The organism is Enterobacteriaceae bacterium ESL0689 (assembly GCA_029433525.1).
In the GTDB taxonomy this organism is placed as follows: Bacteria; Pseudomonadota; Gammaproteobacteria; order Enterobacterales; family Enterobacteriaceae; genus JAQTIF01.
The window spans coordinates 1,499,639-1,518,305 of record JAQTIF010000001.1 but is presented as its reverse complement, the minus strand read 5'-3'; the positions used below and the strand labels follow the sequence as shown (position 1 = coordinate 1,518,305).

General features: G+C 52.4%; 17 protein-coding genes. 15 read left to right on the top strand and 2 right to left on the bottom strand.

The genetic code is table 11. The annotated features are described in order from the left end of the window. Window positions 1-106 precede the first annotated feature (106 nt). Window positions 107-1,282 (bottom strand): 3-demethoxyubiquinol 3-hydroxylase, encoded by a 1,176-nt coding sequence (ubiF, locus tag PT300_07425; protein ID MDF7680429.1) that lies wholly within the window; start codon window positions 1,280-1,282, stop codon window positions 107-109. 275 nt (window positions 1,283-1,557) lie between these two features. Here ubiF and miaB point away from each other — a divergent pair, with 275 nt between their 5' ends. The 5 genes from miaB to lnt all read left to right on the top strand — a co-directional run bounded on the left by miaB (window position 1,558) and on the right by lnt (window position 7,210). After that, complete coding sequence (gene miaB / locus PT300_07420) at window positions 1,558-2,982, top strand: tRNA (N6-isopentenyl adenosine(37)-C2)-methylthiotransferase MiaB (protein MDF7680428.1); 1,425 nt, start codon at window positions 1,558-1,560, stop codon at window positions 2,980-2,982. A 153-nt stretch (window positions 2,983-3,135) separates the two neighbouring features. Next, entirely contained in the window at window positions 3,136-4,185 is a 1,050-nt protein-coding gene (locus PT300_07415) for a PhoH family protein (protein MDF7680427.1), read from the top strand. Beyond that, the gene (gene ybeY / locus PT300_07410) at window positions 4,182-4,664 is read left to right on the top strand and encodes an rRNA maturation RNase YbeY (protein ID MDF7680426.1); all 483 of its coding nucleotides are present in this window, start codon (window positions 4,182-4,184) and stop codon (window positions 4,662-4,664) included. Before PT300_07415 ends, ybeY begins: the two co-directional genes overlap by 4 nt. Before the next feature lie 86 nt (window positions 4,665-4,750). Next, the gene (gene corC / locus PT300_07405; GenBank protein ID MDF7680425.1) at window positions 4,751-5,629 is read left to right on the top strand and encodes a CNNM family magnesium/cobalt transport protein CorC; all 879 of its coding nucleotides are present in this window, start codon (window positions 4,751-4,753) and stop codon (window positions 5,627-5,629) included. A gap of 24 nt (window positions 5,630-5,653) precedes the next feature. Then, on the top strand, window positions 5,654-7,210 hold the full coding sequence (gene lnt, locus PT300_07400; protein ID MDF7680424.1) for an apolipoprotein N-acyltransferase: 1,557 nt from the start codon (window positions 5,654-5,656) through the stop codon (window positions 7,208-7,210). Window positions 7,211-7,269: 59 nt separating this feature from the next. Here lnt and PT300_07395 read toward each other — a convergent pair whose 3' ends face one another. Beyond that, window positions 7,270-7,752, bottom strand: coding sequence for a zinc ribbon-containing protein (locus tag PT300_07395; protein ID MDF7680423.1), 483 nt, complete (start codon window positions 7,750-7,752; stop codon window positions 7,270-7,272). Window positions 7,753-7,981: 229 nt separating this feature from the next. On the opposite strand from PT300_07395, the gene leuS reads away from it, so the two are divergent. The 10 genes from leuS to rlpA all read left to right on the top strand — a co-directional run bounded on the left by leuS (window position 7,982) and on the right by rlpA (window position 18,577). Further along, window positions 7,982-10,564 (top strand): leucine--tRNA ligase, encoded by a 2,583-nt coding sequence (leuS, locus tag PT300_07390; GenBank protein ID MDF7680422.1) that lies wholly within the window; start codon window positions 7,982-7,984, stop codon window positions 10,562-10,564. 15 nt (window positions 10,565-10,579) lie between these two features. Next, on the top strand, window positions 10,580-11,164 hold the full coding sequence (gene lptE / locus PT300_07385) for an LPS assembly lipoprotein LptE (GenBank protein MDF7680421.1): 585 nt from the start codon (window positions 10,580-10,582) through the stop codon (window positions 11,162-11,164). Beyond that, window positions 11,164-12,201: a DNA polymerase III subunit delta gene (gene holA, locus PT300_07380; protein ID MDF7680420.1), complete on the top strand. Its 1,038-nt coding sequence runs from the start codon at window positions 11,164-11,166 to the stop codon at window positions 12,199-12,201. The genes lptE and holA overlap by 1 nt, the downstream gene beginning before the upstream one ends. A gap of 1 nt (window position 12,202) precedes the next feature. Continuing rightward, a complete protein-coding gene (gene nadD, locus PT300_07375) occupies window positions 12,203-12,844 on the top strand; it encodes a nicotinate-nucleotide adenylyltransferase (protein ID MDF7680419.1) in 642 nt (213 codons plus the stop codon). Between the two features lie 9 nt (window positions 12,845-12,853). Next, complete coding sequence (locus PT300_07370) at window positions 12,854-13,465, top strand: adenosylcobalamin/alpha-ribazole phosphatase (protein ID MDF7680418.1); 612 nt, start codon at window positions 12,854-12,856, stop codon at window positions 13,463-13,465. A gap of 216 nt (window positions 13,466-13,681) precedes the next feature. Further along, window positions 13,682-13,999: a ribosome silencing factor gene (gene rsfS, locus PT300_07365; GenBank protein ID MDF7680417.1), complete on the top strand. Its 318-nt coding sequence runs from the start codon at window positions 13,682-13,684 to the stop codon at window positions 13,997-13,999. 3 nt (window positions 14,000-14,002) lie between these two features. Then, entirely contained in the window at window positions 14,003-14,470 is a 468-nt protein-coding gene (rlmH, locus tag PT300_07360; protein MDF7680416.1) for a 23S rRNA (pseudouridine(1915)-N(3))-methyltransferase RlmH, read from the top strand. 27 nt (window positions 14,471-14,497) lie between these two features. Continuing rightward, window positions 14,498-16,399 (top strand): peptidoglycan DD-transpeptidase MrdA, encoded by a 1,902-nt coding sequence (gene mrdA, locus PT300_07355; GenBank protein MDF7680415.1) that lies wholly within the window; start codon window positions 14,498-14,500, stop codon window positions 16,397-16,399. Continuing rightward, window positions 16,399-17,511 carry a peptidoglycan glycosyltransferase MrdB gene (mrdB, locus tag PT300_07350; GenBank protein MDF7680414.1) on the top strand — a complete coding sequence of 371 codons (1,113 nt, stop codon included), beginning with the start codon at window positions 16,399-16,401 and terminating at the stop codon, window positions 17,509-17,511. The genes mrdA and mrdB overlap by 1 nt, the downstream gene beginning before the upstream one ends. A 10-nt stretch (window positions 17,512-17,521) precedes the next feature. Continuing rightward, entirely contained in the window at window positions 17,522-18,577 is a 1,056-nt protein-coding gene (rlpA, locus tag PT300_07345) for an endolytic peptidoglycan transglycosylase RlpA (GenBank protein ID MDF7680413.1), read from the top strand. Window positions 18,578-18,667: the final 90 nt, after the last annotated feature.

Sequence of the window (18,667 nt, the reverse complement as noted above, 5' to 3'; positions counted from 1 at the left end):
ATCCACTACATAATGAGGCCGTCGCAGCCGGAGCCCGGCACGGGATTGCCTGCCGGGCGGTCAATCTGAGTCTGCGGACATGGAGCTGTTTCATCAGTGCTACCGCTTATAACCCTAATGCGTATTTCAGCGCCTGTCGTTTCAGTCCCCCTGCCCGCTCTGCTGCCATCAACCCGATATTGCGCAGTAGCCGTATCGCGGGCAGATCGTTACTGAATCCGGCATAAAACAGATCCATTCCCGACTGCATAATCAGGTTATCGACCCGGCGTCTGGCCTGATAGCGTTTGAGTACCGGTAAACTGGCCCATACCTCCCCCTGATTTTTCGCGGTGGTTAATACCGTCAGCAACGCATCAACATCGCGATAGCCAAGATTAACGCCCTGCCCAGCCAGGGGATGAATGGTGTGCGCGGCATCGCCAACTAACGCCAGGCCGGGTTGCACATACTGCAACGCATGGCGGCGGGTCAGCGCAAATGCACCACTATGACAGGGAGTTACGAGCCCGACCCGGGAGGGGAAATGAAGCCGGATTTGCTGTTGAAGCTGCGGCAAACTCATTGCCTGCAACTGACGAATACGCGCGGGCGTGTCATACCATACCAGCGATGCCCAGTTATCAAACAGCGGGAGAAAAGCGCGCGGTCCGCTCGGGGTAAATTGTTGCCAGGTGCTGGTTCCAGGGTTATCCGCACACTGTACGCTAATCAGTAAGCACGCCTGTCGATATTGCCAGCCATGCACCCCGATTCCCGCTAACTGACGCAGGGGAGAGTGAGCGCCATCAGCGCCAATCACCAGCCGGGTAACACACTCACTGCCGTCACTCAGCCGCAAAGTGACCTGATCCTGTTCGCGGTGCATGTCCTGCAGGTTGTGACCTGAACAGATCCGGATATGTTCATCTGCGGACAACGCCTGCCACAGAGCAAGCTGCAATACGTTGTTTTCGACCATATAACCCAGTTGCGGCAGATGCAAATCGGCCGCATCGAAAATAACATGGGCATTTGTCCACTCCCAGGTTTCCAGCCGTTGCCAGCCATGCGCACGCATAGCCTGTACTTTATCCCAGACAGCAAGCCGTTTGAGCAATTCCACTGAGGCCATGCTAAGCGCGGAAATTCGCACATCCGGCATCGAAGCGCGATCAAACGCCGGGGGGACGGTTTTTTCTATTAACGTGACCTGGAACCCTTGTTGTGCCAGTCCCAGCGCCAGAGCACCGCCGACCATCCCACCACCGATAATGGCAATCTCTGTTGTATGACTTGTCATCACAATTATCCTTCAACCTGAATCAGTAAATAGTCTGGTCACGCTGAGCTGACTCGCGGCAGCGCGATAAAATCCATCGCCCTCATGCTGGCCTCTGTTTTTCGTCTCACGCCCGGAGCCAGGTAACACGCGCAATCGCGATGCGATGATGAGGCAGGCCATCAGTTTACCGGATTTTTCGCCGCAAAGGGGGATAACACGCACTGGTCAGAGGGCAACCAAAGCATTACAATACGCGCCCTACTGAATATCGCTAACCTGGCATGAGCAAATCGATGACCAAAAAACTCCATATTAAAACCTGGGGCTGTCAGATGAATGAATACGATTCGTCGAAGATAGCCGATCTGCTGAATGCCACACATGGCTATCAACTGACAGATATCGCTGAAGATGCGGATGTGTTACTGCTCAATACCTGCTCTATCCGTGAAAAAGCCCAGGAAAAAGTTTTTCATCAATTAGGCCGCTGGAAGCTGCTGAAAGAGAAGAACCCGGCGCTGATTATTGGCGTCGGCGGCTGTGTTGCCTCACAAGAGGGGCAGCATATCCGTCAGCGTGCTCACTACGTCGATATTATTTTCGGACCTCAGACACTCCATCGCCTGCCAGAGATGATCAACGCGGTAAGTCATAACCGCAGCCCGGTGGTCGATGTCAGTTTCCCGGAAATTGAAAAGTTTGACCGTTTGCCTGAGCCACGCGCGGATGGCCCTGCCGCTTTTGTTTCTATTATGGAAGGCTGTAATAAATATTGCACTTACTGTGTGGTCCCCTATACCCGTGGCGAAGAAGTGAGCCGCCCTTGTGACGATATTCTGTATGAAGTCGCGCAACTGGCCGCGCAGGGGGTACGGGAGGTCAACCTGCTGGGACAAAATGTAAATGCCTGGCGTGGTGAAAATTATGATGGCACAACCGGCAGTTTCGCCGAACTGCTGCGTCTGGTGGCCGCCATTGATGGCATCGATCGTGTCCGTTTTACCACCAGTCATCCGATCGAATTTACTGATGATATTATTGAGGTTTATCGTGATACGCCGGAACTGGTCAGCTTCCTGCACCTGCCAGTGCAGAGCGGGTCTGACCGGGTGCTGACCCTGATGGGACGCACTCATACCGCGCTGGAATATAAATCAATCATCCGTAAATTACGCCAGGCACGTCCGGATATTCAGATTAGCTCAGACTTTATCGTCGGTTTTCCCGGCGAAACCGCCGACGATTTCGCCAAAACCATGAAGCTCATCGCCGATGTCAATTTTGATCTCAGCTACAGCTTTATTTTCTCCGCACGACCAGGAACACCGGCGGCAGAGATGGTGGATGATGTCAGCGAAGAGGATAAGAAACAGCGGCTGTATCTCCTGCAGGAGCGTATCAATCAACAGGCGATGGCCTGGAGTCGTCGTATGCTCGGCACCACCCAGCGTATTCTGGTCGAGGGCACCTCACGCAAGAATATCATGGAACTTTCGGGTCGCACCGAGAACAATCGGGTGGTCAATTTTGAAGGCACGCCCGATATGATCGGCCAGTTTGTCGATGTGGAGATCGTCGATGTCTACCCTAACTCATTACGCGGTAAAATAGTCCGCCGCGAAGCGCAGATGGGGTTACGTATTGCCGAATCGCCACAAGCCATCATTGCCCGTACCCGCAAAGAAGACGAGCCTGGTGTCGGAATTTATCAACCCTAATCCCTTCAGACCTGCCAGCACTGGCAGGTTCTGCCTCTCGCCTTACCCCGGAATATCACCAACAGGGCTTGCACCCCATAGCGATGAAGTTAATAATTCCCTGACAAGTCCGTGATGATGACCGCCCGGTAACATATATTAAAGAGGAACAGTTTGAATATAGAAAATCGTGAGATTATCCTGGAGCCAGCGGATAATGCGCGTTTGCTGGGACTTTGTGGCCCGTTTGATGACAACATTAAACAGCTGGAACGGCGCTTAGGTATCGAAATTAACCACCGCGATAATCGTTTTACGCTGACGGGTCAGACACGCTGTGTCAACGCCGCCGCTGATATTCTGCGCCGTCTGTATGTTGATACCGCACCACAACGTGGACACATTCAGGATATTGTCCCGGAGCAAATCCATCTGGCTATCAAAGAAGCGCGTGTTCTGGAACAGAATGCCGACAGCGTACCGGCTTACGGTAAAGCGATTAATATCAAAACCCGGCGTGGCGTCATCAAGCCCCGCACCCCCAATCAGGCACAATATATCGCGCATATTCTTGATCACGATATTACCTTCGGTATCGGCCCCGCCGGAACCGGAAAAACCTGGCTGGCTGTGGCGGCAGCGGTAGATGCGCTCGAACGCCAGGAGATACGCCGCATTCTTCTTACCCGCCCGGCGGTTGAAGCGGGAGAAAAGCTCGGTTTTCTTCCCGGTGATCTGAGCCAGAAAGTCGATCCTTACCTGCGCCCGCTGTATGATGCGCTGTTCGAAATGCTTGGCTTTGAAAAGGTTGAGAAATTAATCGAACGTAATGTTATAGAGGTCGCACCACTGGCCTATATGCGCGGCCGTACCCTCAACGACGCCTTTATTATTCTTGATGAAAGCCAGAATACCACCATCGAACAGATGAAAATGTTCCTGACACGCATTGGTTTTAATTCCAAAGCGGTGATCACGGGCGACGTTACTCAGATTGATTTGCCACGGAATGCCAAATCGGGTCTGCGTCATGCCATTGAGGTACTGTCCGGGGTCGATGAAATCAGCTTCAATTTCTTCCACAGTGAGGATGTGGTGCGCCATCCGGTGGTAGCGCGTATCGTCAACGCTTATGAGGCCTGGGAAGAGGCGGAACAAAAACGCAATGCAGAACAGCAGCGTCGCTGGCATCAACAGGAAGATAAGCCACAGGAGTCGCAATGAATCCGGTTATTCTTGATTTACAACAAGCCTGTGCCGATAGCCGTGGTCTGCCGGATGAGGCTGATTTTCAACGCTGGCTTAATGCGGCTATTCTGCCATTACAGCCTGAGTCGGAAGTCACAGTCCGTCTGGTCGATACAGCAGAAAGCCAGCAACTGAACCGGACTTATCGTGGCAAGGATAAACCGACCAATGTCTTGTCGTTCCCCTTTGAGGCACCGCCGGGGATCACACTGCCGCTGCTGGGGGATCTGGTGATTTGCCGCCAGATTGTGGAACAAGAAGCGCAGGAACAGCATAAACCGCTGCAAGCGCACTGGGCACACATGGTCATTCATGGTAGTTTGCACCTGTTGGGCTATGATCATATTATCACTGAAGAAGCGGAAGAGATGGAGCGCCTCGAAACAGAGATAATGCTTGCTCTGGGTTATGAGGACCCCTACCTTGCTGAGAAGGACTTACCGGTTACCAGGTAACGGACAACCGGTCTCGATGCCGTCCGACGCAAAAATATTCGCGCGACGAGCGATACATTAACTGACATGAGAATCTCTACGACGCCATGAGCGACGACAATTCACACAGTAGCAACGCCATACACCACAAGAAGGGGTTTTTCTCCCTGTTACTTAGCCAGCTTTTTCACGACGAACCAAAAAATCGTGATGAACTCCTGGCATTAATTCGTGATTTCAGACAAAACGATCTTATCGACGAAGAAACCCGTGATATGCTCGAAGGGGTGATGGATATCGCTGACCAGCGCGTCCGCGATATTATGATCCCACGTTCGCAGATGATCACCCTGAACCGTAACCAGTCTCTGGATGAGTGCCTCGATGTGATTATCGAGTCCGCCCATTCCCGTTTTCCGGTGATCAGTGAAGATAAAGATCATATCGAAGGGATCCTGATGGCCAAGGACTTACTGCCCTTTATGCGCAGTGGTGCTGGCTCATTCAGCATGGAACAGGTTCTGCGTCCGGCGGTGGTAGTGCCAGAAAGCAAGCGGGTCGATCGGATGCTGAAAGAGTTTCGTTCACAGCGTTATCATATGGCTATCGTCATCGACGAATTTGGTGGCGTTTCCGGGCTGGTCACGATTGAAGATATCCTCGAGCTGATTGTCGGCGAAATCGAAGATGAATATGATGAAGAAGATATCGATTTTCGCCAGCTCAGCCGTCATACCTGGGCGGTACGGGCGCTGGCCTCCATCGAAGACTTCAATGACGTTTTCGGCACCCACTTCAGCGATGAAGAGGTCGATACTATCGGCGGCCTGGTGATGCAGGCTTTCGGTCATCTGCCCACCCGTGGGGAGTCTGTCGATATCGATGGCTATCATTTCAAAGTGGTGATGGCGGATAACCGGCGCATCATTCAGGTGAATGTCACACTGGCGGATGATGCACCACAACCCAAACTGGACAATGAATAATTAATAGAAGGACGATTAACTGCAATGGCATTAGCCTCTTTTGTCGTCCGCCAGCGTGGACGACTGCTGCTGGCGTTGTTATCAGGAGCCTGCGGCACACTGGCGTTTTCTCCCTATGAAATCTGGCCAGCGGCGCTTGTTTCGCTTATCGGCCTGCAAGGACTCACCTTTAACCGTCGCCCGTGGCAAAGTGCGTGGATCGGTTTTTTCTGGGGACTGGGGCTGTTTGGCACCGGGGTTAACTGGGTATACGTCAGTATTGCCCAGTTTGGTGGTATGCCCGACCTGATCAACATACTGCTTGTTGTGCTGCTGAGTGCCTATTTGTCGCTATATAGCGGGTTGTTCGCTGGCGTAGTGGCGTTGCTATGGCCGAAAACCCACTGGCTGCGTGTGGTTATCGTCGCCCCCATTGTCTGGCAAATCTGTGAATTTCTGCGGGGCTGGGTGTTAACCGGGTTCCCGTGGCTCCAGTTTGGCTACAGCCAGATTGATGGCCCCCTCAGAGGCGTGGCTCCGGTTATGGGGGTTGAGTCGATCACTTTTCTTTTAATGATGGTCAGTGGACTGCTGGCGCTAGCTCTTGCGCAACGCAACTGGCGACCTGCGTTTGCGGCTGTCATCCTGTTCACCCTGCCGATGCCGCTACGCCATATTCAGTGGTTTCAGTCACTGCCACAACAGGCGATTAACGTCTCACTGGTACAGGGCAATATTCCCCAGAGCATGAAATGGGACGAAACGCAGCTTGCCGATACCCTGAAAATTTATCTCGCGCTGACACAGCCACATATCGCCTCGTCACAGCTGATCGTCTGGCCGGAATCGGCTATTCCGGATCTGGAAATTAACCAACAGGATTTTCTGAGCAGACTGGACGGCCTGCTACGCGCAGACAACAGCACGCTGATCACCGGGATTGTCGATGCCCGCCTGACGGCCAGAGATCACTATGCCACCTATAACACCATTATTACCCTCGGCAAAGATACGCCCTATTATTACGACTCCCCCAATCGCTATAACAAAAATCATCTCGTCCCGTTTGGTGAATTTGTACCGCTGGAATTTCTGCTGCGCCCGTTAGCCCCCTTCTTCGATTTACCGATGTCCTCTTTCAGTCGTGGCGCATACCTGCAACCGCAACTGACCGGGGCGAACAGGAGGCTGACGGCGGCCATCTGCTATGAAATTATTCTTGGTGAACAGGTTCGTGATAATTTTCGTCCGGATACCGATTACTTGCTGACAATTTCCAACGATGCCTGGTTTGGTCAGTCTATCGGGCCGTGGCAACATTTCCAGATGGCCAGGATGCGTGCGCTGGAGCTGGGGCGTCCGTTGTTACGCAGCACCAATAACGGTATTACGGCCATTATTGGCCCACAAGGTGAAGTTGAGGCTCGCTTACCTCAGTTCACCCGCGCGGTGCTGACCGCGAAAGTGGCCCCCGCCACCGGCCTGACCCCTTATGCCCGTGCGGGAAATCGGCCACTGTGGCTATTGATGGCGTTTCTGGGCCTGCTGGCACTGCTCATCAGCATAAAGAAATATCTCGTTAAATCTGGCTCGCATTCCTGATGAGACAGCAAAAACGGCGGATCGCACCGCTTTCCGCAATGCGATCCGCTAATCTCACATCAGGGATTAAAAGGAATGCGCTGAAAACGGTCACCACCACATTGCGGGCAGTGGGGTAATATCTCCGGTGCATAAATAGTCATCCGATAATGGCAGATTTCACATATCATATTTCCCAGTCCGACTACGTCTCCACTGTGGTAAATACCCTGATGATCGATATCGTCGAACATTTCGTGCCATTCCAGTTGTGTCTGATCGGTGATATCTGCCAGATCCTGCCATAAACTCTGTTTTATCACCCGCATAAAGACGCTGTTGGCCAGATCATCACGGTTCTCTTGGTAACTGTGGGCGAACTCCTGCAAATCACGCCTGACCGCCTGCATCAGTGATGCCAGTTCATGTTCTGTTAATGCCCCGGAATGATTAATTTTTTGCTTTGCCTGATCGAGTAGCGCATCAATATCACGTTCGCCCTCGCGCAACCGTTCACTGAATGCTAATACCAGCTCACGATAAAACTGAGTCAGCTTGTTCATTATTTCACCTCCGGGATCATCAATTGCTGTTAATAGTAGACATGATAACGTCACTGCCACCGGTTAATGGATAAAAAGAGGCACGCTCTTCTACCGCTTTTAGCGATGTTAGCACCTGAAAGGCTGTTTTGCCGCGCATGTTTGGGCTATGCTATGCCGATCTGATCACGCATTGTCTATTGGCTACGTTTTTTCGTAGCGGTAATTGAAAACAGGACCTTTGTCTGCCATGCAAGAGCAATTCCGACCGGAAGAGATAGAATCTAACGTTCAGCGCCACTGGAACGATAATCGTACATTCGAAGTTAAAGAAGACGAAAACAAAGAAAAGTATTACTGCCTGTCGATGCTACCTTATCCTTCTGGTCGACTGCATATGGGTCATGTGCGTAACTACACTATTGGCGATGTTATCGCCCGTTATCAGCGCATGCTGGGTAAAAATGTGCTGCAACCGATTGGCTGGGATGCGTTTGGCCTGCCCGCCGAAGGGGCAGCGGTAAAAAACAATACCGCGCCTGCGCCGTGGACCTACGACAATATTGCTTACATGAAAAATCAGCTAAAAAAGCTGGGTTTCGCTTACGACTGGCATCGTGAGGTCACGACCTGTAAGCCAGAATATTATCGCTGGGAGCAAAAATTCTTCACCGAGTTGTATAAAAAAGGGCTGGTGTATAAAAAGACGTCAGCCGTAAACTGGTGTCCCAACGACCAGACCGTGCTGGCCAATGAGCAGGTTATTGATGGCTGTTGCTGGCGCTGCGACAGTAAAGTCGAGCGTAAAGAGATCCCACAATGGTTTATCAGGATCACCGCTTATGCCGAAGAGCTGCTCAATGATCTCGATAAGCTGGATCACTGGCCGGATACCGTTAAAACGATGCAGCGTAACTGGATTGGCCGTTCTGAAGGTGTCGAGATCACTTTCGATGTCAATGACTACGCTGACAAACTCACCGTTTATACCACCCGTCCCGATACGTTTATGGGATGCACTTATCTTGCGGTTGCCGCAGGTCATCCTCTGGCACAACAGGCTGCCGCCAGTAGTCCCGCCCTTGCCGCCTTTATTGATGAATGCCGCAATACCAAAGTCGCAGAAGCCGATATGGCGACAATGGAGAAAAAGGGCGTCGATACCGGATTTAAAGCCATCCACCCACTGACCGGAGAAACCATTCCCGTCTGGGCGGCAAACTTTGTGCTGATGGAGTATGGCACCGGCGCAGTCATGGCTGTCCCGGCACACGACCAGCGCGACTATGAGTTCGCCAGCAAATATGGTCTCAGTATCAAAGCGGTGATTCTGACCGCCGAAGGTCAGCCCGCCGATCTCTCCAGTCAGGCGTTAACCGAAAAAGGGGTGCTATGCAATTCGGGGGAATTCAGTGGCCTGAACCATACAGAAGGTTTCAACGCCATTGCCGATAAATTAACAGCGCTGGGAGTCGGCAAACGTAAAGTTAACTATCGTTTGCGCGACTGGGGCGTCTCCCGCCAGCGCTACTGGGGTACACCGATCCCGATGGTGACCCTGGAGGATGGCACCGTGATGCCAACCCCGGACGATCAACTGCCGGTTATTCTGCCGGAAGATGTGGTGATGGATGGCATCACCAGTCCGATCAAAGCCGATCCTCAGTGGGCAAAAACCACGGTTAATGGTCAGCCTGCACTGCGGGAAACCGACACCTTCGACACCTTTATGGAGTCATCCTGGTATTATGCGCGTTACACCTGCCCGCAGTACGATAAAGGCATGCTCGACGCTGAAGCGGCAAACTACTGGCTACCGGTGGATATCTATATCGGTGGGATCGAACATGCCATTATGCATCTGCTCTATTTTCGCTTCTTCCATAAACTGCTGCGCGATGCCGGAATGGTCAACTCTGACGAGCCAGCAAAACAGCTCCTCTGTCAGGGCATGGTTCTGGCCGATGCTTTCTATTATGTGGGCGAAAACGGCGAGCGTAACTGGGTCTCACCGATTGATGCCAGCGTCGAACGTGATGAAAAAGGGCGCATCATTAAAGCCGTTGATCCGCAAGGTCGCGAACTGGTCTATACCGGTATGTGTAAAATGTCCAAGTCAAAGAACAATGGCATCGATCCACAGGTAATGGTCGAACGTTATGGCGCGGATACGGTACGACTGTTTATGATGTTCGCCTCACCGGCAGAGATGACCCTCGAGTGGCAGGAGTCCGGCGTAGAAGGGGCCAATCGCTTTCTGAAACGTGTCTGGCGACTGGTTTATGAGCATGTGACCCAGGGACCGGTAGCGGCGCTGGATATCGCCCATCTGAATCAAGAGCAACAAGCACTGCGTCGGGATGTCCACAAAACCATCGCCAAAGTCAGCGATGATATCGGCCGCCGCCAGACGTTCAATACCGCCATCGCCGCAATCATGGAGCTGATGAACAAACTGGCAAAAGCGCCGCAGGAGAGCCAGCAGGATCGTGCGCTGATGCATGAAGCGCTACTGGCAGTGGTTCGCATGCTCAACCCCTTCACACCACATACCTGTTTCACGCTCTGGCAGGAACTGGGCGGTGAAGGTGATCTCGATAACGCTCCGTGGCCAGTCGCAGACCCGAAGGCGATGATTGAAAACACCACCCTGGTGGTGGTTCAGGTCAATGGTAAAGTGCGCGGTAAAATCACCGTTGCGGTTGATGCAACACAGGAACAAGTGCTTGAGCGGGCACGCGAGGAGCCGCTGGTGGCGAAGCATCTTGCTGACTTCACCGTGCGTAAAGTGATTTACGTTGCTGGCAAACTGCTCAACCTGGTTGTGAATTAAGGACGGGAGAAAAATATGCGCTATCTGGCAACAGGGTTATTATCCCTGCTGATACTCACCACCACCGCCTGTGGCTGGCATTTGCGCAATACCACCCAGGTTCCGGTGGCGATGAAAACCCTGATCCTGCAATCCGGCGACCCCTATGGCCCATTAAGCCGTGCGGTTCGTAATCAGTTGCGACTGAACGGGGTAACGCTGGTCGAAGCCAGTACCCTGCGCCAGGATATTCCGCAATTGCGCCTTAACTCCGTGGCTATTCAAAAAGATACCGCTTCTGTTTTTCAGGATGGCACCACGGCTGAATATCAGATGGTGATCACGGTTCAGGCCAGCGTATTGATCCCGAATGATGATATCCATCCGATCACTGTCCGGGTTTATCGCTCCTTCTTCGATAACCCACAGACTGCGTTAGCAAAAGATGCCGAGCAGGAGCTCATCATCAAAGAGATGTATGACAAAGCGGCAGAACAACTGATTCGCCGACTCCCCGAAGTTCGGGTCGCGAACCATGCTCAGACTCATCAGAGCGAGGAAAAAACCACATCGGCTCCCGCTGATTCAGGGCGTCGCCCTTCGCCAACACAGGCCCCCTGATGATTCGGTTGTATCCGGAACAGCTCCGTGCGCAGCTTAATGAAGGGCTGCGCACGGCCTATTTATTACTGGGCAATGATCCTTTACTTTTGCAGGAAAGTCAGGACGCTATCCATGCCGCCGCCGCCGCTCAGGGATTTACTGAACACCATACCGCAACGCTCGATGCCAGCACTGACTGGCAGGCACTGTTCTCATTCTGCCAGGCAATGAGCCTGTTTTCCCCCCGTCAGACCCTCCTGCTGATCCTGCCGGAGGGGGGAACCAGTGCGGCGATCAATCAGCAACTCGCCACACTGGTGACGATGTTGCATGATGATCTGCTGTTAATCGTGCGTGGTAATAAACTGACCAAAACCCAGGAGAATACCTCGTGGATGACAGCACTGACCCATTGTGCGGTTCAGGTCAGTTGCCAGACCCCGGATCATAGCCAACTCCCACGCTGGCTGGCGGCACGCGCCCGGCAGGACAAGATCCAGCTTGATGAAGCGGCCAGTCAGTTACTGTGCTATTGCTATGAAGGTAATCTGCTGGCCCTGAGCCAGGCACTGGAACGGCTCTCATTACTGTGGCCGGATGGCAAACTGACCCTCCCGCGTGTTGAGCAGGCGGTCAACGATGCGGCGCACTTTACTCCTTATCACTGGCTGGATGCCTTACTGGCCGGAAAAAGCAAGCGGGCTTTGCACATTCTGCAACAGCTACAGCGGGAAGGCATCGAACCCCCTATCCTGCTGCGCACCCTGCAGCGCGAATTATTGCTGCTGGTGAATCTACAGCGTCAGTCGGTTAATACGCCCTTGCGTGCGCTGTTTGATAAACAGCGTATATGGCAGAACCGCCGCCCGTTATTAAGCGATGCACTGGCACGTCTGGATGCTGAGCTACTACGCCAGGCAGTCGCGCTGCTGGCGCAGATGGAAATCACGCTGAAGCAGGATTACGCCTCGCCGGTCTGGCAGGAATTAGAAAGCCTCTCCTTGCTGCTCTGCCATAAAGCGCTGGCAGGGGCATTTATAGATGTTGACGACTAATATGAATCAGTTGCAGGCCATGTACGGTGGCACTTTCGATCCCGTCCATTACGGTCATCTCAAACCGATAGAAATTCTGGCTCATCAGCTCAATCTTGAGAAAATCATTATTGTTCCCAACAATGTGCCACCGCACCGGCCACAGCCTGAAGCGACCAGTGACCAGCGTCGGCAAATGCTGACGCTAGCTATCGCCGATAATCCGCTGTTTCTGCTTGATGATCGTGAACTGCAACGCCCGACCCCCTCGTATACTGCGCAAACCATCGCTGACTGGCGCCGGGAGCAGCCCGCCAGCCAGCCGCTGGCCTTTATTATTGGCCAGGATTCCCTGCTGACCTTTCCCGCGTGGCACAACTACAGCACCATCCTCGATAACGCCCATCTGATTGTTTGCCGGCGACCGGGATACCCACTGGTGATGAAAAACCCGCATGATCAGCAATGGCTGGATAGCCATCTCACCGATAATGCTGAACATCTGTATACACGTCCCAATGGGGTGATCTACCTGGCAGAAACCCCGTGGTTTGATATCTCCGCGACGCTGATCCGCCAGCGTCTGCAAAGTGGTGGTTCCTGTGCGGATATGTTACCTGCACCGGTACTGGATTATATTAACCAGCACCATCTCTATCGTTAAGGGGGTCGCATGAGATTATGGCTGGTGCGTCACGGTGAAACTGAAGCTAATGTGGCCGGTCTCTATTGTGGTCACTCCCCGACCCCGCTCACCGCACACGGCATTCGCCAGGCACAGACAGTGGGACAATGCCTGCAGTCAGTACCTTTTGATTATGTTTTCTGTAGTGAACTGGCGCGCACACAACATACTGCCCGCCTGCTGCTGGGTGATCGCCCTGTTGCCTGCCAGATCCACCCCGAACTGAATGAGATTTTCTTCGGTGACTGGGAGATGCGTCACTATCAGGATTTACAGCGCGAAGATGCAGCAAACTACGCCGCCTGGTGCGCCGACTGGCAGCACGCCACGCCCCCGCAGGGTGAAGGTTTTCAGCATTTCGCCCGGCGTATCACTACCTTTGCCGATAAACTGGCTCAATATCAGGATATTCATCATCTGCTGATCGTGGGGCATCAGGGAGGACTAAGCCTGTTGATCGCCCAGCTACTCGGCTTACCGGCCGCCGCAATGTGGCATTTTCCCATTATGCATGGCGCATGGAGCGCCCTGGATCTCCAGCCTGACTTCACCACCTTGCGGGTACTGAATAGCCAGGCGAGCTGGCAAAGAGAAGAATAAATCCATCCCAATCATTGACAGCTTAAAGCAGGCTGCTATCCTCCGCTGCCTGAAAAGCATTTATCCCATGACTGATACAAGTTCAGGTATACTGTCAGGCTGATACCGCAGCGTACACGCAGTACGTGAGGATTTCGGGCTCTGCCCTGCGCCAGAATGGCAAGTAAAATAGCCTGAAGAACCAGGCACTAAGTCAACTTCACTCAGGAGGAACCCTTGCAGGATAAAACCCAACAGCGCTTTATTATCGACCAGATCGATGATCTGAAAGGCCAGGATATTGTCACCCTTGATGTGCGCGGTAAATCCAGCATCACAGATTATATGATTATCTGTACCGGCACCTCTTCGCGTCATGTGGCAGCGATAGCCGATCATCTGGTGCAGGCATCACGTGCTGCTGGCATGTTACCATTAGGGATGGAGGGTGACACTAGCGCTGACTGGATTGTTGTCGATCTTGGCGATGTTATGGTTCATATCATGCAGCAAGAGAGTCGTCATTTGTACGAGCTGGAAAAACTCTGGAATTAACCGGTGAAGCTGCAACTGGTCGCTGTCGGCAGTAAGATGCCTGAGTGGGTGCAGCGTGGTTTTAGTGAATATCTGCGCCGCTTTCCCAAAGATATGCCGCTGGAACTGCAGGAGATCCCAGCAGGTAAACGGGGCAAAAATGCGGATATTAAGCGCATCCTTGAAAAAGAGGGAGAAATGATGCTGGCAGCCGCCGGGAAGAACCGCATTGTGACCCTGGATATTCCCGGTAAACCGTGGGATACCCCGCAGCTTGCTCATGAGCTGGAGCGCTGGAAACATGACGGGCGTGATGTCAGTCTGTTGATTGGTGGCCCCGAAGGTCTTTCTCCGGCATGTAAAGCCGCGGCAGAACAGAGCTGGTCGCTCTCGGCGCTGACTTTACCTCACCCGCTGGTGCGTGTATTGGTTGCCGAAAGTCTGTATCGTGCGTGGAGCATTACGACCAATCATCCTTACCATCGTGAATAATCATGACCAGAGCAGGCTAAGCAGGGTATGAAATTAAAAGATTATTTCCGCGACTATACTGCGGAATCCTCGCTATTCATGCGCCGGGCGCTGGTCGCTTTCATCGGGATTTTACTGCTTACCGCGGTTCTGATTGCCAATCTCTATAATGTGCAGATTGTTCGTTACCAGGATTATCAGACTCGCTCCAACGAAAACCGGATTAAACTGGTGCCGATCACCCCCAGTCGTGGCATTATCTACGATCGTAACGGCACAGCGCTGGCGCTCAACCGCACCATCTACCAACTGGAGATGATGCCAGAAAAAGTGGACAACGTGCAGCAAACGCTGGATGCGTTACGCGATGTTGTCGATCTCACTGATGACGATATCGCCAGTTTCACAAAAGAGCGCACGCGCTCCCATCGCTTCAGCTTAATTCCAGTCAAAACTAATCTCAATGAAGAGCAGGTTGCCCGTTTTGCGGTTAATCAACACCGTTTTCCTGGTGTTGAGGTCAAAGGCTACAAGCGCCGTTACTATCCCTATAATTCCGCCCTGACCCACGTGATTGGTTATGTCTCCAAAATCAACGATAAAGACATCACTCGTCTGGATAAAGCCGGTAAACTGGCTAACTATGCGGCGACTCATGATATCGGAAAACTGGGGATCGAACGCTACTATGAAGATCTTCTGCATGGTCAGACGGGCTATGAAGAGGTGGAAGTCAACAACCGTGGGCGTGTTATTCGCCAGCTCAAAGAGGTGCCTCCGCAAGCAGGCAGAGATATCTATTTAACCCTTGATCTTAAGCTCCAGCAATATATCGAAACCCTGCTGGCTGGCAGCCGCGCTGCCGTGGTAGTCACCGATCCGCGTAATGGCGACATCCTTGCGCTGGTCTCGACGCCCGGTTATGACCCCAATCTGTTCGTTAACGGCATCTCCAGTAAAGATTATGCCGAACTGTTAAACGACCCGGATACCCCCTTGATCAATCGGGCGACACAGGGCATTTATCCCCCCGCGTCAACGGTCAAACCCTATATCGCGGTATCGGCACTCAGCACCAATACCATTACCCGTAATACCAGTCTGTTCGATCCGGGGTGGTGGCAACTGCCCGGCACCGAAAAACGTTATCGTGACTGGAAAAAATGGGGACATGGTCATCTGAATATCACCAAAGCGCTGGAAGAGTCAGCGGATACGTTTTTCTATCAGATCGCTTACGATATGGGGATCGACCGGCTCTCTGAATGGATGACAAAATTTGGTTACGGTCACTATACCGGCATCGACCTGGCCGAAGAGCGTTCCGGGAATATGCCGACCCGGGAATGGAAACTCAAACGTTTTAAAAAGCCCTGGTATCAGGGTGACACTATCCCGGTCGGGATTGGCCAGGGCTACTGGACAGCAACCCCTGTTCAGATGAATAAGGCATTGATGATTTTGATTAATGACGGCGTCGTGAAAGTGCCACATCTGCTAAAAAGTACCCTCGAAGAGGGCAAACAAATACCATGGGTGCAACCCTATGAACCGCCTGTTGGCAACATTCGTTCCGGCTTTTGGGAAATTGCCAAAGATGGTATGTATGGCGTCGCCCACCGTAGCAACGGCACCGGTTATAAATACTTCGCCAGCGCACCTTATAGAAGTGCGGTCAAATCCGGTACGGCCCAGGTATTTGGCCTGAAAGCCAATGAAACTTATAATGCCCACAAAATAACAGAGCGTCTGCGTGACCATAAACTGATGATCGGCTTTGCCCCCTATAATGATCCCCAGGTTGCTATTACTATCATTCTTGAAAATGGCGGCGCAGGTGCCGCTGTCGGTACGGTTATGCGCCAGATCCTTGATCACATTATACTGGGAGATAACAACACTCACTTACCCAGTGAAAACCCGGCCGTGACCGCAGGGGAGGATCAATAATGAGTGATAACGCCAGCAAGAAATCACTGTGGGATAAGATCCACCTCGATCCGATGTTGATGTTGATCTTACTGGCGCTGCTGGTTTACAGCGTGCTGGTTATCTGGAGTGCCAGCGGTCAGGATATCGGCATGATGGAGCGTAAAATAAGCCAGATCGCGATGGGAATGACCGTGATGGTCATCATGGCGCAAATTCCGCCGCGTGTTTATGAAGGCTGGGCACCCTATCTCTATTTTTTCTGTGTGATATTACTGATCGCCGTCGATACGTTCGGCGTTACCGCCAAAGGGGCAAAACGCTGGCTGGATCTGGGGATTATTCGTTTTCAGCCCTCAGAAATTGCCAAAATTGCTGTCCCGCTGATGGTGGCGCGTTTTATCAATCGCAATGCCTGTCCCCCCTCATTGAAAAATAGCGCCATTGCGCTGGTCCTGATTTTTGTCCCGACGCTACTGGTCGCTGCCCAGCCAGATCTGGGAACATCGATTCTGATCGCATTATCCGGTCTGTTCGTCCTGTTTCTTTCCGGATTAAGCTGGCGCTTAATCGGTATCGCAGTGATCCTGCTGGCAGCTTTTATCCCGATTTTATGGTTTTTCCTGATGCATGACTATCAGCGTCAGCGGGTGATAATGTTACTCGATCCGGAAACTGATCCGCTGGGGGCCGGTTATCATATTATTCAGTCAAAAATCGCCATTGGTTCCGGTGGGCTACGTGGTAAGGGCTGGCTGCATGGCACACAATCACAACTGGAGTTTCTGCCAGAGCGCCATACTGATTTTATCTTCGCCGTTCTCGCCGAAGAACTCGGTCTGATTGGTATCCTTATCCTGCTGGCACTCTATATTTTACTTATCATGCGCGGATTATGGATCGCTGCCCAGGCACAAACGACGTTCGGTCGGGTCATGACCGGCGGTCTGATGCTTATTTTATTCGTTTATGTCTTTGTCAATATTGGTATGGTCAGCGGTATTTTACCTGTCGTCGGGGTGCCATTACCGCTGATCAGCTACGGTGGCTCTGCGCTGGTGGTATTAATGGCTGGGTTTGGTATTGTGATGTCAATCCAGACTCACAGAAAAATGTTGTCGAAAAGTGTGTAAGGAGTGTGCAATGCGTAAGCAATGGCCAGGGATTTGTCTGATAACCGTCTTACTGACGGCATGTATTCATGAAAATGAACAACAAAAGACGATCAGCGTACCGCAACCGGTGGTATGTCATGGCCCGGTGGTCGAAATTAGTGGTGTTGAGCCCCATTATGAAGCCCTTGTGGTCACGGCAAATCAGGATTATGAGCATCATAGTGAGCGTTATAAAATTGTCAGCGATCCCGCACGCTTTACTCAAACCGGGCTGGCTGCGATTTATGACGCAGAACCGGCAAGCAACCTGACGGTCTCGGGTGAACTTTTCGACCCCACACAACTGAGCGCTGCTCATCCCACCCTACCGATTCCGAGCTATATCCGGGTCACCAACCTCGCCAATGGTCGCATGCTGGTGGTACGGATTAATGATCGCGGGCCCTACGGCAGTGATCGTATTATTTCGCTGTCACGCGCTGTCGCTGATCGTCTGAATATGTCAAATAATACCCGGGTACGGATCGATCCGATTATTGTCGCCGAAGATGGCTCACTCTCTGGCCCAGGAATGGCCTGTACCACGGTGGCAAAACAGACTTATGCGCTACCCCCACGCCCGGATCTGAACGCGGGTACGGATACCATGCCTGTATCGCCCGCCCCCACCGATATCCACGCTGTCAGTGATACCACATTAACGCCACCAGAGAGTATCAGCGCTCCGCTTACCCATAGCGATATCCCCGATACCCCTGTGTCACTGACCCCCCCTGTTCCGCAGAGCAAAGCGCCGCACAAAGCAGCAACCACCGCAGTCAAACAAACGCAGGTCAGCGCCCCACCATCTCGTATCGCGGGTAACATCGTGCTCCAGGTGGGTGCCATCAGCGACCCAAACCGGGCGCGGCATTACCAGCAAAAACTGAGCCAGCAACTTTCTGTTCCCGGTCGTGTTGTACAGAATGGCCCGCTCTGGCGCATTCAGCTGGGGCCATTCAGTAACCGGGAACAGGCCAGTACATTGCAGCAACGTCTGCAAAACGAGATGCAGATCCCGTCGTTTATTACCGCTGCCCAGTAAAAATAGCTGTGGCAATGAAAACGCTATTAACAAACTCATGCATAATGCCAGATGCTGGCTTAGCTTCCTTTTGTTATAGTTAACTACTCC